The sequence below is a fragment of the Paenibacillus sp. UNC499MF genome, from assembly GCF_900107975.1.
In the GTDB taxonomy this organism is placed as follows: Bacteria; Bacillota; Bacilli; order Paenibacillales; family NBRC-103111; genus Paenibacillus_F.
Map to the genome: position 1 here is coordinate 279,502 of NZ_FNVF01000003.1, position 20,644 is coordinate 300,145.

The 20,644-nt window shown below is 52.3% G+C and carries 19 protein-coding genes; 10 read left to right on the plus strand and 9 right to left on the minus strand.

The genetic code is table 11. From position 1 onward, the window contains the following. Nucleotides 1–28: 28 nt before the first annotated feature. The gene (locus C4S74_RS09295; RefSeq protein WP_103995057.1) at nucleotides 29–1,168 is read right to left on the minus strand and encodes a fused response regulator/phosphatase; all 1,140 of its coding nucleotides are present in this window, start codon (nucleotides 1,166–1,168) and stop codon (nucleotides 29–31) included. 459 nt (nucleotides 1,169–1,627) lie between these two features. On the opposite strand from C4S74_RS09295, the gene C4S74_RS09300 reads away from it, so the two are divergent. After that, on the plus strand, nucleotides 1,628–2,065 hold the full coding sequence (locus C4S74_RS09300) for a general stress protein (protein ID WP_103995058.1): 438 nt from the start codon (nucleotides 1,628–1,630) through the stop codon (nucleotides 2,063–2,065). A 108-nt stretch (nucleotides 2,066–2,173) separates the two neighbouring features. After that, on the plus strand, nucleotides 2,174–2,338 hold the full coding sequence (locus C4S74_RS09305) for a DUF1328 domain-containing protein (RefSeq protein ID WP_042228371.1): 165 nt from the start codon (nucleotides 2,174–2,176) through the stop codon (nucleotides 2,336–2,338). Between the two features lie 103 nt (nucleotides 2,339–2,441). Here C4S74_RS09305 and C4S74_RS09310 read toward each other — a convergent pair whose 3' ends face one another. After that, entirely contained in the window at nucleotides 2,442–3,257 is an 816-nt protein-coding gene (locus C4S74_RS09310) for a carbon-nitrogen family hydrolase (RefSeq protein ID WP_103995059.1), read from the minus strand. Between the two features lie 209 nt (nucleotides 3,258–3,466). On the opposite strand from C4S74_RS09310, the gene C4S74_RS09315 reads away from it, so the two are divergent. From C4S74_RS09315 to mtnB, 8 genes are all read left to right on the plus strand, one after another. Continuing rightward, nucleotides 3,467–4,750: a right-handed parallel beta-helix repeat-containing protein gene (locus C4S74_RS09315; RefSeq protein ID WP_103995060.1), complete on the plus strand. Its 1,284-nt coding sequence runs from the start codon at nucleotides 3,467–3,469 to the stop codon at nucleotides 4,748–4,750. 113 nt (nucleotides 4,751–4,863) lie between these two features. Continuing rightward, nucleotides 4,864–6,120, plus strand: coding sequence for a pyridoxal phosphate-dependent aminotransferase (locus C4S74_RS09320; protein WP_103995061.1), 1,257 nt, complete (start codon nucleotides 4,864–4,866; stop codon nucleotides 6,118–6,120). 497 nt (nucleotides 6,121–6,617) lie between these two features. Continuing rightward, nucleotides 6,618–7,754, plus strand: coding sequence for a glutamate 5-kinase (gene proB / locus C4S74_RS09325; protein WP_103995062.1), 1,137 nt, complete (start codon nucleotides 6,618–6,620; stop codon nucleotides 7,752–7,754). A 243-nt stretch (nucleotides 7,755–7,997) separates the two neighbouring features. After that, a complete protein-coding gene (locus C4S74_RS09330; protein ID WP_103995063.1) occupies nucleotides 7,998–9,245 on the plus strand; it encodes a glutamate-5-semialdehyde dehydrogenase in 1,248 nt (415 codons plus the stop codon). Nucleotides 9,246–9,309: 64 nt separating this feature from the next. Further along, a complete protein-coding gene (gene proC / locus C4S74_RS09335) occupies nucleotides 9,310–10,164 on the plus strand; it encodes a pyrroline-5-carboxylate reductase (protein ID WP_103995064.1) in 855 nt (284 codons plus the stop codon). Between the two features lie 41 nt (nucleotides 10,165–10,205). Continuing rightward, nucleotides 10,206–11,510, plus strand: a complete 1,305-nt coding sequence (locus C4S74_RS09340) for a 2,3-diketo-5-methylthiopentyl-1-phosphate enolase (RefSeq protein WP_103995065.1) — start codon at nucleotides 10,206–10,208, stop codon at nucleotides 11,508–11,510. Beyond that, entirely contained in the window at nucleotides 11,507–12,175 is a 669-nt protein-coding gene (locus C4S74_RS09345; protein WP_103995066.1) for a 2-hydroxy-3-keto-5-methylthiopentenyl-1-phosphate phosphatase, read from the plus strand. The genes C4S74_RS09340 and C4S74_RS09345 overlap by 4 nt, the downstream gene beginning before the upstream one ends. After that, complete coding sequence (mtnB, locus tag C4S74_RS09350; protein WP_103995067.1) at nucleotides 12,172–12,810, plus strand: methylthioribulose 1-phosphate dehydratase; 639 nt, start codon at nucleotides 12,172–12,174, stop codon at nucleotides 12,808–12,810. The genes C4S74_RS09345 and mtnB overlap by 4 nt, the downstream gene beginning before the upstream one ends. A 187-nt stretch (nucleotides 12,811–12,997) precedes the next feature. Here mtnB and C4S74_RS09355 read toward each other — a convergent pair whose 3' ends face one another. The 7 genes from C4S74_RS09355 to C4S74_RS09385 all read right to left on the minus strand — a co-directional run bounded on the left by C4S74_RS09355 (nucleotide 12,998) and on the right by C4S74_RS09385 (nucleotide 20,496). After that, nucleotides 12,998–13,687 (minus strand): DnaD domain-containing protein, encoded by a 690-nt coding sequence (locus tag C4S74_RS09355; RefSeq protein ID WP_103995068.1) that lies wholly within the window; start codon nucleotides 13,685–13,687, stop codon nucleotides 12,998–13,000. Nucleotides 13,688–13,759: 72 nt separating this feature from the next. Beyond that, nucleotides 13,760–15,055 (minus strand): asparagine--tRNA ligase, encoded by a 1,296-nt coding sequence (asnS, locus tag C4S74_RS09360; RefSeq protein ID WP_103995069.1) that lies wholly within the window; start codon nucleotides 15,053–15,055, stop codon nucleotides 13,760–13,762. Nucleotides 15,056–15,154: 99 nt separating this feature from the next. Further along, the gene (locus tag C4S74_RS09365) at nucleotides 15,155–16,372 is read right to left on the minus strand and encodes an acetate/propionate family kinase (protein WP_103995070.1); all 1,218 of its coding nucleotides are present in this window, start codon (nucleotides 16,370–16,372) and stop codon (nucleotides 15,155–15,157) included. Further along, nucleotides 16,369–17,241 (minus strand): 3-hydroxyacyl-CoA dehydrogenase family protein, encoded by an 873-nt coding sequence (locus C4S74_RS09370; RefSeq protein ID WP_042228387.1) that lies wholly within the window; start codon nucleotides 17,239–17,241, stop codon nucleotides 16,369–16,371. The genes C4S74_RS09365 and C4S74_RS09370 overlap by 4 nt, the downstream gene beginning before the upstream one ends. Nucleotides 17,242–17,573: 332 nt before the next feature. After that, on the minus strand, nucleotides 17,574–18,230 hold the full coding sequence (locus C4S74_RS09375) for an ABC transporter ATP-binding protein (RefSeq protein ID WP_103995071.1): 657 nt from the start codon (nucleotides 18,228–18,230) through the stop codon (nucleotides 17,574–17,576). Continuing rightward, nucleotides 18,230–19,510 (minus strand): ABC transporter permease, encoded by a 1,281-nt coding sequence (locus C4S74_RS09380; RefSeq protein ID WP_103995072.1) that lies wholly within the window; start codon nucleotides 19,508–19,510, stop codon nucleotides 18,230–18,232. The genes C4S74_RS09375 and C4S74_RS09380 overlap by 1 nt, the downstream gene beginning before the upstream one ends. Then, nucleotides 19,510–20,496 carry an FtsX-like permease family protein gene (locus tag C4S74_RS09385; protein WP_103995073.1) on the minus strand — a complete coding sequence of 329 codons (987 nt, stop codon included), beginning with the start codon at nucleotides 20,494–20,496 and terminating at the stop codon, nucleotides 19,510–19,512. Before C4S74_RS09385 ends, C4S74_RS09380 begins: the two co-directional genes overlap by 1 nt. Nucleotides 20,497–20,644 lie beyond the last annotated feature (148 nt).

Here is a 20,644-nt window from a genome sequence, read left to right on the forward strand (position 1 = left end):
TATTCCTGTCTCTGTAAACGGCCTTTCCTTAAGGAATATCGATCCAGATCAGACAAATATCGTCCATATGGTTGTTCTGAACTTCTTCGTCCAACAGTTCGTCCACTACCGCATGAAGCCCCATATCCCCTTTTTGCTGAACGGCCGTAATAAGCCGTGTCGGCAGCTCCGCGTCGGTCTCTTCTATTTCTTCAAGAAGTCCGTCGGTATACAGAAGGATCCGCGATTTGCCCGTATAGGTGATCCGCCCCGGCTTGATGTCCATTTCCTCGAAAAAGCCGACCGCGCAGGTGCCGTTCATAAGCGGGAACGCTTCGCCGCTTTCGTTCATAAGAAAGCCCGGCGGGTGGCCGGCATTTACATAGTCGATTGTTTTGTTTTTCGTATCTACCAGCATATAAATGGCCGTAAAATAGTAATTCAAATGATTCTGGTCATTATGCAGCCGGTTCATATACCGGTTCAGCTCGGCAATAACCAGCTCGGGCGTCACAAACTTGGTAATCGTATCCCGGAGGACCGAAGAAATGAACATGCAGACGAGGGACGAGGAAATGCCGTGTCCCATAATGTCCAGCAGCATAACCCCGTAACGGTCTTCATCGATGGGATACCAATTGTACAAGTCCCCGGCCAGCTCGTAAGAAGGATTATAATAGGCTTCGATCCGGAATTTCTCGGTTTCGATCGGCAGGCTGAGCACGCTGCTTTGAACGTTTTTGGCCAATTGAAGCTCGGAACGGATGCGGTTGTCGTTCTCTTTGTGCCAGTCTTTCTCGTATTTAAGACGCAAAGCGGACTTGATCCGGGCTACCAGCTCGATCTTGTTGATAGGCTTGGTAACGTAATCGATTGCTCCCGCTTCCAGAGCCTCCGCCAGCTTAATGGAATCTCCCATAGCCGTGATAATGATAATCGGAATGTCTTTTAGTTCCTCGATCTGCTGCAATCTCTTGCAGGCTTCGATTCCGTCGATTTCCGGCATCATCAGGTCCATCAGGATTAAATCAATTTGTAAATCCGAAGAACTCGGATTGTCGATCTTCAACATATCAAACAGTTCCATAGCAGAAGAAGCGCGGTGCATGTTGGAGTAGCCCGCGCTCTTCAATATTTTTTCGATCACAATAAGGTTGACCGGATTATCGTCTACAATCATGATGCTCATTCCATGTTCTCCTTTTATAGTGGAATTCTTCTGTCCGTGATTCCTCGATCTATTCGGGAGTATTTTGTAACCAAAGCCGTGAGCGTCCGCTTTTCTTTTCTTCAAAGACTCGGTAAAGCCGAAACGCGCCGGTTTGGGGGAATAAATCTGCTACCGCACACTTTGTCTCCCGCCGCTACCGTCCAGAGATTGTCGTGCGCCTGAAATAAGGCAGCTGTACATCTATCCTATTATATAAAATATCCTATTTAAAAGTAACCCCGAAAACGACTCTTGAATCAGGAAAGATTTGATAGTTCATATGCTAAGGATTTTGTCAAGAGTTTTGTTTCAGGGAACTGGGGGGCGGTTAATAAGAGTCATGAACGACAGGCAAACAACCTGAACAAACGAAGTCGCCGCGGCATCAGCAAGAAGGTTAAGAAAGCTGCGGCTTAAACGATAAGGAGGAGAATGAACATGGAAACCAAAGTGAGACTTGCCGCTAACGAAGAACAAGCCCTGCGCGAGGTAAAAAATTTGCAGGCGGAAGGTTTTAATCTGGATGAAATTTACGTAATGACGCATGATTCCGACCGTACCGAAGGCGTGGCGGAAATGACGAATACGAATGAAGTCGGTGTAGCGGAAGAAGGCCTGATGACGGCCGCCGCCAACCTGTTCCGTTCGAAAGGCGACAAGCTGCGCGCCAAAATGGAATCGCTCGGCCTAAGCTCTTCCGAGGCGGACACCTACGAAAAAGAGCTTGACCGCGGTAAAATTCTTGTGGTCGCTTATGCGGACCGCGACGGTGACGGCTATCCACACGACGGACGTCTCCGCGGAGACGAAACGACGCTCCCGCCTACGGGCATTTACATGAGCGGCCGCGACAACCAGAACAGCAATCTGTTCTGACAAGATTGCCACCCAGGGTGGCAATCCATACCGCACAGCCATGAATGGCTTGCATATCGAGCGTATCAATAAGAAGTATAAAAACGATTATTTGAAGGAGGGTTTCTCATGTTAAAATGGGCTATGATTTTTCTGATCATTGCAATCGTAGCGGGTATTTTCGGATTCTTCGGAATCGTCAGTGCCGCAGCCGGTATCGCCAAAGTCCTTTTCTTCCTGTTCCTCATCCTGTTCGTCATCACACTGATAACAGGTCGAAGATCTTCAGTCTAACGCCGGCTGACAGCCGGTTATAGGCTAACAACCGTCTCTCTCTCAGAGAGAAACAAAAAAACGCAGTCCTTCTTCTTGAAGGGCTGCGTTTTTTGGCGTTCCGCTATTCGTATACGGCAGGGCGGCGGTCGGCGAATACGGGAATTTTAGCGCGAACGGAGGCCACTTCGGCTAAATCGACTTCGGCGAAAATGATTTCTTCCTCTTCTCCGCCCTCGGCCAGCACCTGCCCCCAAGGATCAATCACCATAGAATGACCGAAGAATGAGGTCCCCTTGCTTTCTCCGACCCGGTTGCAGGAAACGACGATCATCTGATTCTCGATGGCACGCGCCATCAGCAGCGTACGCCAGTGATGGAGCCGCGGATGCGGCCACTCGGCGGGCACGAAAAGCATCTGGGCCCCTTCCAGAGCGAGCTTGCGGGTAAGCTCGGGGAACCGGATGTCGTAACAGATGACGGCTGCGGCCGGAATCCCGTCCAGCTCGAAGCTGCCCCTTTCACTGCCGGCGGCAAGGCTCAAATGCTCGTCCATCAGCTGGAACAGATGAATTTTGGAATATTCCAGAATTCCCTCGCCGTTCCGGTTAAACCCGTAGACGGTGTTTTTAACTTCCTCGCCCTTCTTCTCCGCAACGGAGCCTCCGATGATATGTACCCCATGTTCTTTGGCAAAAGAACCGAGCATTTCACGGGTTATACGGCCTTCCGGATCGGCAAGCTCATGAATCCGGTCCAAGGCATAACCCGTATTCCACATTTCCGGGAGCACGATAATGTCCGGTTTTTGCGTTCCGCCGACTGCCTCCAGAAGAAGCTTCTCTACTTTACGCCGGTTTATTTCCGGCTCTCCGATTGTAATATCCATCTGAATAAGCGCTAGACGGACTTTGTTAGGCAGCGATTGCTGGTTATCCATTCAGGCACCTCCTGGTTTAGTCTGCCGGGTACGTCAGTCTGCTTTCATGATAGAGGATCGCCCTTCATAGATCAATTCTTTTCTTCCCGTTCTTCTCTGTCAAAAAGGCGCGCTCGTCTCTTTCGTCCACAAGTCGGAAGGAAAATACTGGGCCGGCGGCGAAATCCAAGGTTAACCATCATATCAAGTACCAATAAGGAGAGATACCTATGAATTCGTCCCGACCTCTCAGCAGAAGAAAGCTGCTCGCCGCACTCGGCGCGGCTGGAGCCGTTATGGCTGCGGGATCGCTTCCGTCCGCGGTCAAAGCGCGAGGAGCGGAAACTCTCATACATAACGTAAAAGAATACGGCGCCCTCGGACAGGGCTCCTACGGTGACACGGACTCCGCCGGCATTCAGAGCGCCGTTCACGCGGCGGCCCAGACCGGCGGCATCGTCTACATACCTGCGGGCCGGTATATCCTCACCAAGCCCGTTCAGCTGAAAAGCGGCATCCGGATTATGGGAGCGGGCATCGGCCAGACGATCGTGACGGCCGCCGCCGGCTGCGCCTTCACCTCCCTGCCGCCTGCCTCGGATATCGAAATCGGCGGTCTTTCCTTCCACGGCGGTAGTGCGCCCGGGGCAGTCGCCTCGCCTGTCGAAGACAGCATCATCTCCCTGCTTCAAGCGAGCCATGTCAGCATCACGGACTGCCGCTTTTTCACCTTGTCCAGTCCTGTCCTGCTTCGTAACTGCCGCGCGTGCCGGGTGGAACACTGCGACTTCGAGCTTATTCTGGGCAATATACCGGGTAAACCACATTACGGCACCGGTATTTACTGCAGCGGAGGCGAAGGCCATACCTTTTTCCGCAACACCTTCAAGAGCGTAACGAACACAGCCGTCTACCTGGACGGAGGCTGTTCCCGGTCGGTGATCCAGTCCAATGACGTTACCTACATCGACCAGTACGCCTTCCTCGTCCAATCCGATCAGGCAGCGGAACCCGCCTCCCGGAATGATATTATTTACAACCGGATCACCAATCTGGCTGCCGCTAAATCGGGGATAACCGGCATTCTGCTGAAACGCAATGTCTCCGGCTGTACCGTTTCCCACAATGAAATCACCAGCCTCGACGGGGACGGCATCCGGTTAGAAGGCGATCAGGAGTCCGGCAAGCTCCAGCCCGCGGACCATACTCTCCAGGGCAATACGCTCAAAGGAATCAGCGGAAACGGCGTCGTGCTCAGCAACGCGGTACGCGCAACCGTTCAAAGCGGTACGTTCCGCAATCTGGGGGCAAGCGGCATCCACATCGAATCCAGGGGTGAGACCGGTTCCCGCGAAAACGCGGCCGGCGGAAATCTGTTCAGCGGCTGCAAAACGGCCGGCATCCGGATTTCCGGCAAGAAAAGCACCGGAAGTCTGCTCTTCGGCAACGGAGGAACCGGCAACGGACAGAACGTTCTCGACGAAGGGACCGGAACCGTGAAAGAGGGCTTTTAAACGGACAATTCCGAGTGGTATACATCCTTTTGAAATCATGATAAAGTAGGGGTAAATTTAGGATCATACCGGGTCTATCCCTAACGGATCAGCATGATGGAGGCAGTATAATCATGAACGATAACCTACAAACCGGACGCTCTCCGCAGCCGGATCATAGCCAGTCCCCCTTAACAAACGCGTCAGTCCGCCCTTTGCAGATCGAAGCGGCCGGCCGTATGGCAAGCCTGCCTTCGCAGTTTTTTGCGGGACTCGTCCGAAAAGCGAACGCCCAAATCGCCCAAGGGCACGATGTCATCAATCTCGGGCAGGGGAATCCCGATCGGCCCACCCCTTCCCATATCGTAAAATCTCTTCAGGAATCCGCGGAAAACCCGCTGTATCACAAGTACCCGCCCTTCAGCGGGTACGGCTTCCTGAAAGAAGCGGTTGCCGCACGCTACCGGGAGGATTACGGCGTCACGCTGGACCCGGAGACGGAAGTGGCGATTTTGTTCGGCGGCAAGACCGGTCTCGTCGAGATCAGCCAGTGCCTGCTTAATCCGGGAGACGTCTGCCTCGTGCCGGACCCGGGTTATCCCGATTACTGGTCGGGCGTGGCGCTCGCGGGCGCCGAAATGGCCTTCATGCCTTTGCGCGAAGACAACGCCTTCCTGCCGGACTACGGATCGTTGTCCGAGAACGACGTTAGACGCGCCAAACTCATGTTCGTCAACTACCCGAACAACCCGACAGCTTCCACCGCTTCCGAAGCCTTCTACGACGAAACGATCGCCTTCGCCGCGAAGAACGGAATTGTCGTGGCCAGCGACTTCGCTTACGGCGCGATCGGATTCGACGGCAGCAGGCCCGTCAGCTTCCTCGAACGGCCGGGCGCCAAGGAAGTCGGCGTAGAGTTCTATACCCTGTCCAAAACGTACAACATGGCCGGATGGAGGGTCGGGTTCGCGCTCGGCAACCCGGATATTATCCGCATCATCAATCTGATGCAGGATCATATGTATGTCTCGCTGTTCGGCGGGATCCAGGCCGCTGCAGCCACGGCTCTTACCGCTCCCCAAGATTGCGTGCACGAGCTGAGAGGCGTCTACGAAAGCCGCCGCAATGCCCTCTACGGCGCACTGGGCGAGATCGGCTGGGAAGCCAAGCCTTCGCAGGGCTCCTTCTTCGCCTGGCTTCCCGTGCCCCGCAAATACGGCTCGGCGGAGTTTGCGGATTTGCTGCTGAACGAAGCCAAAGTCGTCGTGGCGCCGGGCATCGGGTTCGGCACACACGGAGAAGGGTACGTCCGCCTCGGACTACTGACAGGCGAAGAACGCCTCCGGGAAGCCGTCCGGCGCATCGGCGAGCTTCACCTGTTCGATACGTAATCCGCAGAAGCGGATATGGTTCTCTTTGCGGAGAGCCCTTCTTTACAAGCGGCGGCACGCGTGCTATCCTAGTAAGAAAACATCGAACGTTGTGATGGGAATAGTAAGGAATAACCCGCTTCGCTTCAGAGAAAAGCTCCCCGGCTGAAAGAGCTTTGCAGCAGTTTTCCCGAACCCGCCCCGGAACGGTCAGCGACGAGCTGAACAGTCCCCTGCTGTTATCAGGGACAGAGATGGATGTGCATCTCGATCGGACCTTTTAAAGAGGCCCCCTGTTCGCAGCGGGTGCCGGCAGGCCGCTCGGATACGCATCAACCTAAGGTGGTACCGCGGAAGCCCAGGCTTTCGTCCTTACGAGGACGAGGGCCTTTTTTGCATTCTTCCATCCACACGCTCCCGCCTTCGGGCTCCTGATCAGTCAACGAAGCTATAAACGGAACGGGGTTCAGACGTATACTACGCGGTCGTACAGACCGTTTTCCAAGGAAGTGAACCAGATGCAGCAGCGAATCGTTGTAAAAATAGGAAGCAGCTCGCTCACCTCGGATGCCGGAGGATTAAACCCGGCTCCTATCGCCTATTTTGCCGCCGAGCTTGCCCGGCTTCAACAAAACGGCCACGAAGTTGTCCTAGTCACTTCGGGCGCCGTAGCGGCGGGCTTTTCCTTCCTCGGCTACAAAACAAGGCCCAAGCTGCTTCACGAAAAGCAGGCGGCCGCTTCCGTCGGTCAGGCGCTGCTTATGCGCGCTTATCAGGAAGCTTTTCACCAATACGGCATCGGCGCCGCCCAGATCCTCCTTACACGGGACGATTTCACCAGCCGCAAGCGGGTTTCCAACGCGACCGCAACGATGGAAGAGCTGCTGCGCCGCGGATTTATCCCGATTATTAACGAGAACGATACCGTATCGGTCGACGAGATCAAATTCGGGGACAACGATACGCTGTCGGCTCTCGTAGCCAACCTGCTCAAAGCGGGCCAGCTGATCATCATTACGGATACGGACGGCTTGTATACGGACGATCCCCGCAAAAACAAAGACGCGCGCCGGATCGAACGTGTCGATGAAATCAGCGACGAGCTGTACCGGATTGCCGGCGGGTCCGGCAGCTCCGTAGGCACCGGGGGCATGCGCTCCAAAATCGAAGCGGCCCGCATCGCCATGCGCGGGGGAATTCCCGTCTTCGTCGGACGTGCCACGGAGCCCGGGGATTTGGGGACGGCCGCGGAAGGGAACGGACGGGGGACCTATTTCTCCGCCGCCGATCACACGCTGTCCATCAAAAAGCAGTGGGTCGGGTTTCACTCCGTTCCCCAGGGAAAAGTAACGGTCGACCGCGGAGCGGAGCAAGCCCTTCTGTCGGGGGGCAAAAGCCTGCTGCCGGCCGGCGTGACCGCCGTCGAAGGCGATTTTCACCCCGGCGACGTGATCGAGGTGTGCGGTGAAGACGGCTCCGTGATCGGCCGGGGCGTCGCCAATTACGTGGCCTGGCAGCTTCAGGCCGTAATGGGCCTGGGCACCGGAGAAATCCAGCGGAGAGTCGAGGTTCCCCGCATCGAGGTCATTCACCGGGACGAATGGGTAACCCTGCAGGCTTACCGCGCTTCGCACAATACGCAGCTGCCGCTCTAGTGCCGGCCCCCATACCCGTTATAGTGCGGAGGCTGACAAGGTCGATCCTCGGATCCTCTGTTTTCAGACACATGCTTTTTCAGCCCAGCCGGACACACGCTTTCACCGCCAGGTGGTTCTGCATGTTGCACGCACGCCTTACACTGTTAGCGGATAAACCCCTGAACGCTGAATTTCGAAGTGGGCTTCCGCTATTTTTATAAAACAATGAAATCCAATTCCATTAGCCAAGGAGTGAGCTACATGAGTGAAGTCAGACAAAAAGCAGCTGTCGCAAAAGAAGCCTCGACCCGTCTCGGAAACTTGACCACCGGCCAGAAGAATACCGCCCTTTTAAGAATGGCGGAAGCTCTGGTCGCCGAACAGGACTCCATTATCGCGGCCAACGCCGAGGATTTGAAACGTGGCGCCGATACCGGGCTAGGAACTTCCCTGCTGGACCGGCTGGCTCTTACGCCCGAACGGATCGCAAGCATGGCCGAGGGACTTCATCAGATCATCGAGCTTCCCGATCCGGTCGGCGATCAGCTCGAATCGTTTGTCCGGCCCAACGGCCTGCGTGTCGAGAAGATCCGGGTGCCGCTGGGCGTAATCGGCATCATTTATGAAGCCCGTCCGAATGTAACCGTCGACGCTGCGGGCCTTTGCCTGAAAACGGGAAATGCGGTCGTTTTGCGCGGTGGCTCTTCAGCGCTGCGCTCTAATGAACGGATCGTTGAAGTCCTGCAAGCCGCGCTGGCAGGCACGGACGTTCCCCCGGGCGCCCTGCAGCTAATTTCCGATCCCGACCGGGCTTCGGTTGACGAAATGCTGAAGCTGAACGGACTGCTTGATGTGCTGATTCCAAGGGGCGGAGCCTCCCTCATTCAAAACGTGGTCAAAAACGCGACTGTGCCCGTAATTGAAACCGGAGCGGGGATCTGCCACACGTTCGTCGACGAAACGGCAAAGCCCGAAATGGCCGAGAAGATTACTATCAACGCGAAAGTGCAGCGCCCTTCCGTCTGCAATTCGATCGAAACGCTGCTTGTGCACAAGAGCCATGCGGAGGAGCATCTGTCCGCTTTGACGGGCAAGCTGTCCGCTTTGGGTGTCGAGCTGTACGGATGCGCGCGGTCACAGGAGCTGGCTCCGCAGATCAAAACGGCGGCGGATGAAGCCTGGGATACCGAATACAACGACTATGTCCTCAATGTGAAAGTCGTTGATTCTCTCGACGAAGCTCTCGATCATATCCGCCTTCACGGCACGATGCACTCCGAATGTATCGTGACCGAGAATGAAGCTCACGCTGCCCGCTTTCTGCAGGAAGTGGATGCGGCCGCCGTTTATCATAACGCCTCCACCCGCTTCACTGACGGGTTTGAATTCGGTTTCGGCGCGGAAATCGGCATCAGCACACAGAAGCTTCATGCGAGAGGTCCGATGGGACTTCCCGCTTTAACTTCCACCAAATACAGAATTTATGGCGACGGCCAAATCCGGGAATAATTTTAAGAATAAAAAGATCCGTTCCTTGGGGGAACGGATCTTTACCAACAGGAGAGTGAGACTTGTGAACAGCATAATTCACACTAAACGCATCGCATTTGTCGGTGCAGGTTCCATGGCCGAGGCTGTTTTACGCGGCCTCATCGAACGGGAAATCACGGTGCCCGGGCAAGTTTTCGCCTCCAACCGGCAAAATGAAGAACGTCTCCGTGAGCTTAGGGAGCGTTACGGTGTCGAAGCGAGCTGCGAGCCTCTGACCAAGAGAGAACGCATTTCTTCCGCCGATATCGTCGTGCTCTGCATGAAGCCCAAAGACGTCGAAGCTTCCTTCGATGAACTTAAACCGATGCTGAACGAGAGCCAGCTGCTCGTGTCCGTCATTGCCGGGCTGACGATCCGTAAAATCGAACTTTTGCTGGATACCAAAATGCCGATCGTACGGACGATGCCTAACACGTCTTCAACCATAGGACTTGGCGCTACCGGAATGAGCTTCTCCGAAAGCGTGTCCGAAGAGCAGAAGGAGCTCGTGACGAAAATGTTTGAAGCCGTCGGAATGGTGACGGTCGTTCCCGAAGATTACCTCGAAATCGTAACCGGACTTTCCGGAAGCGGTCCCGCTTATGTATACTACTTTATGGAGGCTTTAATTCAGGCAGGCATTGCGGGCGGACTCCAGGAGAACGAAGCGCGCCGGCTCACGATGCAGACACTGCTCGGAGCCGTTCATATGGTAGAGCGTACGGGAGAAGAACCGGCGGAACTCAGACGTAAAGTTACCTCTCCGGGCGGTTCGACCTTGGCCGCTCTTCAGACGCTGGACCGCTACAAGTTCCCGGAAGCCGTAGCCGCCGCCGTCTTCAGCTCCGCAAAACGGGCAAAAGAAATGGGCGCCGAGATTGCTCCCCATATCCGTTAAGGCGTGCTGCCTCCTATCTTTTCTTAAGCAGGTGATATGTTGTGAATTCTTATTGTTTGGCGACTTACCGCTGTTATGACGATACAGCCGATTTTAACAAGAAAGCGCAGGGTATCGCTGTCGGCCTTACCGTCGGCAGCTGGACCGAGCTTCCGGAAGCCCGCAAAGCCGAGATGCAGCGGCATCTGGGCCACGTCGTTTCCGTCGACGTCCATGAAGCCGGAGAAGCTTCGCCCGAATCCCGGCGTTACGCGGATATCCAAATCGCTTACCCCGATGTGAATTTCAGCCGGGATTTGCCGGCTCTGCTGGTTACCGTTTTCGGCAAACTGTCCATGGACGGGAAAATCAAATTGACCGACCTCTCCTTCTCGGACTCGTTCCTATCGGCTTTTGCCGGTCCGAAGTTCGGCCTGCAGGGCGTAAGAGAGCTGCTCGGCGTACACGACCGCCCGCTGCTGATGAGCATTTTCAAATCCGTCATCGGCCAGGATCTGCAGGGACTCGGGGAGCAGTTCTACGCACAAGCGGCAGGCGGCGTCGATCTCATCAAAGACGACGAGATTTTGTTCGAGAACCCGCTCACTCCGATTGAGAAAAGGGTCGCCGTCTGCATGGAAGCGGCACGCCGCGCCCGCGAAGTAACGGGACAGAAGCTGCTCTATGCGACGAATCTGACCGGCCCGACGTCCAAGCTGGCCGATCAGGCGAAGAAAGCGATCGATGCCGGAGCTAACGCGCTTCTGTTCAATGTGCTCGCTTACGGATTCGATACGCTGTGCGAGCTGAGCGCCGACCCGGACATCTCCGTCCCGATTATGGCGCATCCCGCCATGGCCGGGGCATTCTATCCGTCCCCCGAGTACGGCATTTCCGCCTCTCTGCTGCTCGGCAAGCTTATGCGGGTAGCCGGAGCCGATCTCGTTCTGTTCCCTTCCCCGTACGGCTCCGTCGTGATGCCGCGCGAAGAGAACCTGGCGATCAAGCAGGTCCTCCTTACGGAGAACCTGGAGCAGGACTATATTTACCGCCATTCCACGAAGGAAACACCTGCCGGTCAGCCATCCGCTTCCGCCACCGGAAGCGCGGCGCTTAAAACGAGCTTCCCCGTTCCTTCGGCTGGCATCCATCCCGGGCTTGTCCCTCTCATCCTGCGTGATTTCGGCACGGATGTCGTGGTCAACGCCGGCGGCGGGATTCACGGCCATCCCATGGGCGCCATTGCCGGCGGACAGGCTTTCCGGCAGGCGATTCAGGCGACGCTGGAGGGGGCAACGCTTCAGGAAGCCGCCCTGCAGCATCCGGAACTGAAAGCCGCAATCGACGCCTGGGGGGTTAAATCTTGAGTACCCGACAAAAAATCGTGTTCTGTGATTTTGACGGCACGATTACCGTAAACGACAACATCGTGGCGATTATGAAACATTTCGATCCGCCCGGCTGGGAAGCGATCGTGAAGCGTCTTGTGGAAGAAAGGGCGATCTCCGTGAGACACGCGGTCGGTGACATGTTCCGGCTGATCCCTTCTTCCCGCCAACATGAAGTGATCGATTATGCCATCTCGAATGCGGTTATCCGTGAAGGCTTCGCCGATTTTGTCGCGTTCTGCAAGCAAAACGGAATCAAACTGCTCGTGACAAGCGGCGGAATCGACTTTTTCGTCTATCCGCTCCTGGAATCCTTCGATATACCCCGGGAGCATATTTACTGCAACGGAAGCTCATTCGAAGGCGAAGCTATCGAAATTTTGTGGCCGCACGCCTGTGACGAGCACTGCGGAGCGGACTGCGGAATGTGCAAAACGTCGATTATCCGCTCGTATCCCGCCGACGAGTATGAACGCATCCTGATCGGAGACAGCGTAACGGATTTTCAGGGAGCGAAGCTCGTCGAGAACGTTTATGCCCGCTCTCACCTGATCGAACTTTGTGAGGAACTGAAGCTCCCTTATGCTCCTTTCGAAACATTCCACGATATTATCCGTGACCTGGAGGCGAAAATAAAAGCATGATCGAATTAACGTTGGAGCAAAAACAGCACGCCTATGACGAGCTGCGCGAGATCAAAGCAAACCTTGCGGCCCGCGGCTGGTTTCCGGCTACAAGCGGAAATCTGTCCGTACGTGTCGGCGAATTCACTCCGGAGAACTTCACATTTGCCGTAACGTCCAGCGGGAAGGACAAGTCACTCCAATCGCCGGAAGACTTTCTTCTCGTGAACGAAAAAGGAACGCCGGTCGAAGCGACCCGTCTGAAGCCTTCTGCCGAAACCCTGATCCACTGTGAAATTTACAAGTATACGGGTGCAGGCGCGATTTTACACGTACATACCATGTTTAACAACTTGGCATCCGAGCTGTACGGCGACGAAGGTTCCATTCCGGTAGAGGGGATTGAAATCATCAAGGCCCTCAACATTTGGGAAGAGGATGCCAAAATCCGCATTCCCGTTCTGCCGAACTACGCCGACATTCCGAAAATCGCCGAGCTCGTGCAGGGCGCCATCGTTCCGCGCATTCCGGGAATCGTACTGCGCAAGCACGGGATTTACGCCTGGGGTGCCAGCGTGGCCGAAGCCAAGCGGCATCTCGAAGCATTCGAATTTATGTTCGAATATGTGTATCGCTGGCACCTGCTTAAAAAATAAGCTGTTCTTTCCGGCTTGAACAGGCGTTTTCTACGGATTGGCCGAACGCGTCTGCTGTTTCTTTTACACGCGGGATAAATATTTCCTACCAACACGCAAAACCCCCGAAGGAATCTCATTCGAGAATCCAATCGGGGGTTTCTTGTTAGCGGGCGGACCGCTCTGTAAGAACGAGCTGTACGTACGACTAGCGGTTACCTCTGAATTTTTGTGTAAATTCTTTCGCCTGCTCCACTGTCGTAATTCGATTCCGGCTCCATTCCAGCAAAATGCGGTCCACATAGCGGAAATGGACTTTGCCCGCGAAAACGGCTTCTTTGAGAGCGGCCAGCACAAGCTCTTCCTTGTAGCTGTCCCTATCCAGCCAACTCGTTATCGTTTCAAGCTCCATCGGAGTCAAAGGCCTGGCAAATTCCGCTTCGAAGATCGAATACACATCCTTTTCACGTCCAGGCTGCGCTTCCGCTTTCTGGGCTTCCGCCTGCCTGGCCGCTTTTTGAAGGAGATCCTCCGCATAGCAGCTCGCGATTTTTTCGTACATCGGCCTCAAATTGTACCGCTCGTACTGGATATCCGACACGCTGTCGATTTCCTGTTCAATCCGGAGCACGCCGCTGTTCACAAGCTTTTGAATGCCTTCGATCACTTGATCCTGCGGAGCCGTCATCCGGTCTTGAATTTCATCGTGCGTCGGGAAATCCTTCTTTTCATTCTCCTGGAAAGCCAGGATATGAATGAGCAGCATGACTTCAAGTTCGGACAGCTTCATCCGGTGATAATACCTCAAAAGCAGATGCGGAACGGCCACGGTTCCTGCTGTCATTCCTGCAAGGAGAGCCCGCTCTACCCGCTTGCGATCGTTATCGTTCGGTTTCAAATCCATCCTCCTCTTTCTAGCTCGGCCGGTGTGACCGGCCACCCCGTACGTAAAGGCTTCATACCTTCCGTATTACGGGTACAAACGGTAAAGCAGACGCGGGAACGGAATCGTCTCGCGCACATGCTCCAGACCGCAGATCCAGGCGACCGTGCGCTCCAGACCGAGTCCGAATCCGGAATGCGGAACCGTGCCGTATTTGCGCAGATCCATATACCACTGATACGCTTCGGAAGACAGCTCGTGTTCCTTGAAGCGCTCTTCCATCAGCTCGGGATCGTCGATCCGCTGGCTTCCCCCGATAATTTCGCCGTACCCTTCGGGCGCGATCATATCCGCGCAGAGCACGACTTCCGGACGGTTCGGATCTGGCTTCATGTAGAAGGCTTTAATTCCCGTCGGATAGTGCGTAATGAAGACCGGCTTCTCGTACTTCTCGGCGATGGCCGTTTCATGCGGAGCGCCGAAGTCTTCTCCCCAAGGGAATTCATGACCCGTGTCCTGCAGGAACTGAACTGCTTCATCGTACGTAATGCGGGGGAACGGAGCCTGAATTTTCTCCAGCTTGGAGATATCGCGGCCCAACGTTTCAAGCTCGCTGCGGCAGTTTTTCAGAACGGTCTGGACCACATGGGAAACGAACTGCTCCTGCACGCGAAGGCTCTCTTCGTGATCGACGAACGCCATTTCCGGCTCGATCATCCAGAATTCGATCAGGTGGCGGCGTGTTTTGGACTTCTCCGCACGGAAGGTCGGTCCGAAGGAATACACTTTCCCCAGCGCCATGGCGGCGGCTTCCATGTAAAGCTGACCGCTTTGGGTCAAATAAGCGTCTTCATCGAAATATTTCGTATGAAATAAATTCGTCGTCCCCTCGCAGGAGGATGGCGTTAAAATCGGCGGGTCGACAAGCTGAAAGCCCTTGTCATCGAAAAACTGCTGAATCGCACGGATAATTTCCGCACGGATAACGAGAATGGCGCGCTGACGCGGAGCACGCAGCCACAGGTGGCGGTGATCCATCAGGAAATCGACGCCGTGTTCTTTCGGCGTAATCGGATAATCCTGGGTAATTTGAATGATTTCCACGCCTTCAACCGTCAGTTCATACCCGCTCTTGCTGCGCGGTTCCTCGCGAACCGAGCCCGTCACGTAAAGCGAGCTTTCCTGGGTTAATTTCGAAGCGGCTTCCCAGACGTCTTCGCTCACTTCGCTTTTAACGACAACCGCTTGAATAAAGCCGGTTCCGTCACGCAGCTGCAAAAATTGAATTTTGCCGCTCTTGCGCTTGTTGTGCAGCCAGCATCCGATTCTTACGGATTCGCCGACATGATTCTTGACTTCATGAATCGTACTCATATTGCTCATATGACGTCTTCCTCCTTGCGTTGACATGGAAAAACGGCTCTATGGCCGTTTTCTCCCATCCACCTATTGTACTATAAACCAGTGGTAAAAAAAATCATTTTACCGCTTCGCTTCATGCAGCTGATTCACCAGTTGGAACGTATCCCGCGCGATCATCCACTCTTCATTCGTCGGAATGACAAGCACTTCTACCTTCGAATCGTCCGTCGAAATACGCTTCTCGACTCCCCATCCGTTAATGTTCCGCTGGGAGTCGAGTTCCAAACCGAGATAGGAAAGTCCCTCACATACCGCTTTGCGCAAAATAACGGAGTTTTCCCCTACACCGGCGGTAAAAATCAGGACATCGATGCCGTTCATCGCCGCCGCATAAGAGCCGATAAATTTACGCAGCCTGTACGTATACATATCGAAGGCCAGCTTCGCGTTCTTATCCCCGCTGTCCATCGCTTCCGTAATTTCACGCATATCGCTGCTCAGCCCGGATATGGCCTGCAGCCCGCTGTGTTTGTTCAGCATAGAGTTCACTTCGTTAAGAGACAAGTCCTCTTTGCCCATTGCGAACGTAACGACAGCCGGATCGAGATCCCCGCTCCGCGTTCCCATCATCAAGCCTTCAAGCGGGGTAAGCCCCATGCTCGTATCCACGGATTTACCGTCTTGAATAGCCGTGCAGCTTGCGCCGTTTCCGATATGGGCAGACACGATTTTAAGCTCTTCCAGCGGACGGTCCAGGAACCGGGCGGCACGCTCGCTCACGTATTGATGAGAGGTGCCGTGGAAGCCGTAGCGCCGGACTTTATGTTTGCTGTACCAGATTTTCGGAATCGCGTACATGTAAGCGTGAGACGGCATCGTCTGGTGGAAAGCCGTATCGAACACGACCACCTGAGGCACGTCGCCCATATTAGCCTCTACGGCGTTAATCCCCAGCATATGCGCGGGATTATGTAGAGGCGCCAGGTCGAACAGCCGCTTGATCTCCTTCTTCACTTCTTCCGTGACGACAACCGAGGAAGAAAACGCTTCCCCGCCATGCACGATACGGTGACCCACCGCATCGATTTCATTCACCGACTCTAAAACCCCATGCTCTTTATGAACGAGCATATCCAGCACCTTTTTGATTGCCGTCGTATGCTCCAGAATTTCGCTGACCTCACGGACCTCGATCTTTCCTTCCGGCTCGTGGGTAAGAATGGCCGAGTCCAGCCCGATCCGCTCAACGCGGCCTTTAGCGAGCACGGACTCATCCTTCATATTGTACAGCTGATATTTTACCGACGAGCTTCCTGCATTAATGACGAGAATATTCACATTCTGTCACCTTCCTTATCGTACCGGAAAAATCCTTCCCCGGTTTTAACGCCCAAATGTCCGGCATGCACCATCTGCTTCAGCAGGAAGGAAGGCCGGTATTTCAATTCGCCGAATTCGCGGAACATCCGGTCCAGCGCGGCCAGCACCGAGTCCAGTCCGAACCGGTCCGCCATCTCAAGCGGTCCGTGCCGGAACTCGTAGCCTTTACGCATCGCCAGATCGATATCTTCCGCCGAAGCCACTCGCTCCGCAAGCGTATGAACCGCTTCGTTAATGAGCAGGCAGATAAGCCGGGACGTGACAAAGCCGGGCGACTCGTACACTTTTATCGCCGTTTTCTGAATCACGTCTTCCACGAAGCGGCGTGTCAGCATGTACGTATCTTCCGAGGTTTTCAAACCGCGGATAATTTCGACAAGGTCGATTTTAGCAACCGGATGAATAAAATGAAGACCGATCACCCGCTCCGGATGCTTCGTGGATGCGCCCAATTCCGTAAGACTGAGCGTGGACGTATTGGAAGCCAGAATCAGGTCCGGGCCGCAAATTTCGTCAAGCTTCCGGAATAAGCTTTTCTTAAGATCCAGATCCTCGGAAATCGTCTCAATCACCATATGGCAGGAAGGGAGCTCTTTCAGATCGGTCGTTTTATGAATGCGAGAAAGAATCAGCTTCTTCTCCGCACCGGTAATAGCCCATTTCTCCAGCTGTTTATCCAGACTCAGCTCAATCATGGCCCAAGAATGTTCCATTCGTTCGTTATCTTTCTCCACCAGGACAACCTCAAGGCCTTTAGCCGCCAACATCTCGGCTATCCCCTGCCCCATCGTTCCTCCACCGATAACACCTATCTTTTTATATTGCATCCCTATTCTCCTCTTCATCCGTTAATCTAGGGGTGTCGATTTATATCTCTTTTCAAGTCCATCATACACCGTTTTCATGCCTTTTTCATTAGTATACACAAAACTTTCAAAAGCAACTGCCGTATTTCGACAACTTTCGCACACTGTGAAAAAGAACACAGACAACCACGCTTCATTATACGGATTCTTACCCGTTTAGAAATAGTGGAAATGTGGAAGTTTGCAAATGCTTAACTAAATGAAAAAACACCTCCGCAAACGAATACAGCGGACGTGTTTTTAGAGTATAAATCGAACGTTTGTTAAACGAAAAGATGTGATTCGTGAAGCATTTATTCTTCACTGATATGAAAAATCCGTTGACACTGCTCGGCTATCGACCGGTCGTGGGTTACCATCACAATGGTTTTTCCCTGTTGGTGAAGAGTATGAAACAATGCCATGATAGATGCCTCCGTTTTTTCGTCTAACGAACCTGTAGGCTCGTCGGCTAAAATGACATCCGCATCGTTAACTATTGCCCGGGCAATTGCCGTCCTTTGACATTGTCCTCCCGAGCATTCGGAAGGGTAACGGTTTCTTAGTTCAAAGATACCTACCGACTTTAACACCTGATGAACTTTCTCCGTCATAAAAGCTTTGGACATTTTATTGTATTTTAAAGGCAGCATAACATTTTCAAAAACCGTCCGGTCCTGTAGAAGCGCGAAGTGCTGTACGATAAACCCGATATGATTTCGTCTGAAGCGGCTTAGCTCCGCTTCCTTTTTTCCATTTACATTCTCCCCATTAAAACAATACTCGCCGCTATCCAGGGAGGTTAGTCCTCCCATGACGTTCAAAAGCGTCGATTTCCCCGACCCGCTTCTACCCATGATAGCCACCATCTCACCATGTTTAATCTCAAGAGATAGATGGTGAAGCGCTCGGACGGCCGCTTCTCCGCTTCCGTAAGTTTTACAGGCGTCTTTAAGTTGAATGTCCGGCATCAATCCTTCCTCCTTAGCATCGTATCCACGTTTAATCGTCTTAAATGAACTAGGGGCTGTATACTGCTTGTCAGCAGCAGCACTAGGCTTAAACCTATCCAAATTGGACTGTAAGTGATCTTGTCACCAAACAAGAGTAGAGTAATCAGAAAAGCCAAAAGATGGGCAGTCGCAAAAATAAGGAGGTTTTCCAATAAAACAAACCCCGTAATATGCCGCATACTCCCTCCGCACAGCAAGTGAACACCGTATTGGCTCCGGTTACGCCGGATCTTGCTGGACATGATAACCGAAAGCGTCAGCACGGCGAAGCCCGCCATCAGCAGGCCAATAGTCAGCATGTGTCCGATATTTTCCCCCGCGGTAAATTTTAATATTTTCAGTTCCCAAGGAGAAGAATTCCAAATATCGAAATCAAACATCTGATAGCGCTGTCGCAGTTCTTCAAAATTGGCTGCAAAGCTTGCAAGAGTGTACCCGTTCTCTAACTGAACAGTGCCGCTTAATTTAGTTAAATTACTGGTTTTTTGGAACGTATAATCTTCTTCCGTTACCGGCGGTTCATTGACCACTACGGATGGCAGCACAATATAACGGTCTAAATAAAGCAGTTCTCCTTGTCCTCTTGCAGGCATAACGGAGTTCTTTTCCAAAAACCCGACTATTTCCATCGTAAAATTTTTAAAATAATACTGAATTTGAAGATGATCTCCGATTTTATAAACATCTTGATACTCGTAACCTAAGACAGCAGGAAGGATTCCCTGATTGGATACACTAAAATCACTTTTATCAAAGGCTCTGCCCTCACTTGTGCGGAAAGAAAATTCTTTCCATGTCTGTTCATTGACTGCAGCCGCTTTGACAAATGTTAAATTCAGATCATTGGATTGGTAGTAGGTAGGCTCTCTTCCATCTTCATAGCCACTAGTAAACTTCTCCGAACCTCTAAAATTGGCGACATAAACAGGCTGCAGGATGCGTTCCAAAAAGGTAAACTCCTTTTGTTGAGTAAGGTCTTTATAAAATCCTTTTAAATCTTCAAGCACTCCTTCTCGTCCCAGAAAGGATCTTTCCTCTTCGCCTTTCAGCTTATCCGACAATTCATATCTTGGTTTCTCTTGTAATTGTGTAGCATAATGTTGTTCGCTTTTTTTCATAACACCCAAGTTTGTCCATATGGCATTCAGCACTATAAAGGAAATTGTAAATTGGATTACGATAAGAATGCTGAAAAACCTCCAATTTTTTAAACTTCTAATTGCTTCTGAGACTATCATTATTGGACCCTCCTTACAGCTCGGTCCGTTGATCGTTTCATCATGAAAGTCAAGGGTATTAAGCAGACTACGATCCCAACCAAAAGCGTACTTCCGTATTGAGCAAGCAAATTTGCTGGAGAGTAAGAAGATTGCGGAAGTACAATAATGCCGATCATGCTGCCCCCTGTATAAGATAATACGGAGACAGCCAAATAGCGCTTGAAGGAATCCCAAAATATTAATCGTGTCGAAAATCCGCACAATTTTTGTATAGCGATCATTTGTTTTCTTTGTTCTACCCAATAGACCGTGAGGGCTGAAGCACATGTTATAAAACTTAAAACTACAAGAGAATCAATCATTTTAAAAATGGGCTCGTTCTGAAAAAATCGCCGGAGTCCTTCTCCCGGTACATCTACTTTTTTGACACTGCCCCCATTTTGTTCCGAGAAACGCTGAATGTTTTGAAAGGTTTCTTCGAGATTCTTATTGCCATCCAGAATCCATATTCCTTTAGTGTCTGCCTGGGCATTATCCGTTTGTAAAAAAACCATACGGTCCAATTTACTTGGCTTCTCCATCCCCGTAACTCCTATGATCTCGTGAGAGAGTCCGTTATACATATGGGGTTCTTTTTCACCCATTTTTTTACGAATCTCTCTACCCACGATCGCAATATTTTTACCCGGCTTGTTTTCACTAAAGGAATGACCTTCGATCATAGGAAAAGGACTAATCGTTCCCTTATATAAAATTTCCTTAATTTCAGGATCGATTTTTTTGTAAAGGATATCTCCCTGCTTTAACGTATTTCGCAAGGAAGTTTTATCTGCGAAGCTTATTCGTTCAAATCTAAAAAAAATGGCCTCGTCACCGACATAGTTTTGACTAATTTTTTCAACAAGCTTGTACTTGTCCAGGTACGAAACAGCCATACTCGTAAAAAAACCAATGCAAACAAAAACAAGTAATAATAAAATGGACGATGAATTCATTTTAGGCATCCGGTTATCTTCCTTCACTGAAAAATGTGCTTATTCAATGCTATACACTAAAAACCAATAGGATCTCTAGTATTTTCCATATTTAATTTACTATAGAGTACCTTATCGCTATTAGAAATTATTTTCAATTTTATTAAATACTCCCTCT

What these genes read in the sequence shown, in the direction of transcription:
- C4S74_RS09315 (WP_103995060.1), top strand. Translation starts at nt 3,467, where the DNA reads ATGAATTCGTCCCGACCTCTCAGCAGAAGAAAGCTGCTCGCCGCACTC.
- proB (WP_103995062.1), top strand. Translation starts at nt 6,618, where the DNA reads ATGCAGCAGCGAATCGTTGTAAAAATAGGAAGCAGCTCGCTCACCTCG.
- C4S74_RS09305 (WP_042228371.1), top strand. Translation starts at nt 2,174, where the DNA reads ATGTTAAAATGGGCTATGATTTTTCTGATCATTGCAATCGTAGCGGGT.
- C4S74_RS09375 (WP_103995071.1), bottom strand. Translation starts at nt 18,230, where the DNA reads ATGCCGGACATTCAACTTAAAGACGCCTGTAAAACTTACGGAAGCGGA.
- C4S74_RS09380 (WP_103995072.1), bottom strand. Translation starts at nt 19,510, where the DNA reads ATGATAGTCTCAGAAGCAATTAGAAGTTTAAAAAATTGGAGGTTTTTC.
- C4S74_RS09300 (WP_103995058.1), top strand. Translation starts at nt 1,628, where the DNA reads ATGGAAACCAAAGTGAGACTTGCCGCTAACGAAGAACAAGCCCTGCGC.
- asnS (WP_103995069.1), bottom strand. Translation starts at nt 15,055, where the DNA reads ATGAGCAATATGAGTACGATTCATGAAGTCAAGAATCATGTCGGCGAA.
- C4S74_RS09295 (WP_103995057.1), bottom strand. Translation starts at nt 1,168, where the DNA reads ATGAGCATCATGATTGTAGACGATAATCCGGTCAACCTTATTGTGATC.
- C4S74_RS09330 (WP_103995063.1), top strand. Translation starts at nt 7,998, where the DNA reads ATGAGTGAAGTCAGACAAAAAGCAGCTGTCGCAAAAGAAGCCTCGACC.
- mtnB (WP_103995067.1), top strand. Translation starts at nt 12,172, where the DNA reads ATGATCGAATTAACGTTGGAGCAAAAACAGCACGCCTATGACGAGCTG.
- C4S74_RS09320 (WP_103995061.1), top strand. Translation starts at nt 4,864, where the DNA reads ATGAACGATAACCTACAAACCGGACGCTCTCCGCAGCCGGATCATAGC.
- C4S74_RS09310 (WP_103995059.1), bottom strand. Translation starts at nt 3,257, where the DNA reads ATGGATAACCAGCAATCGCTGCCTAACAAAGTCCGTCTAGCGCTTATT.
- C4S74_RS09385 (WP_103995073.1), bottom strand. Translation starts at nt 20,496, where the DNA reads ATGCCTAAAATGAATTCATCGTCCATTTTATTATTACTTGTTTTTGTT.
- C4S74_RS09370 (WP_042228387.1), bottom strand. Translation starts at nt 17,241, where the DNA reads ATGCAATATAAAAAGATAGGTGTTATCGGTGGAGGAACGATGGGGCAG.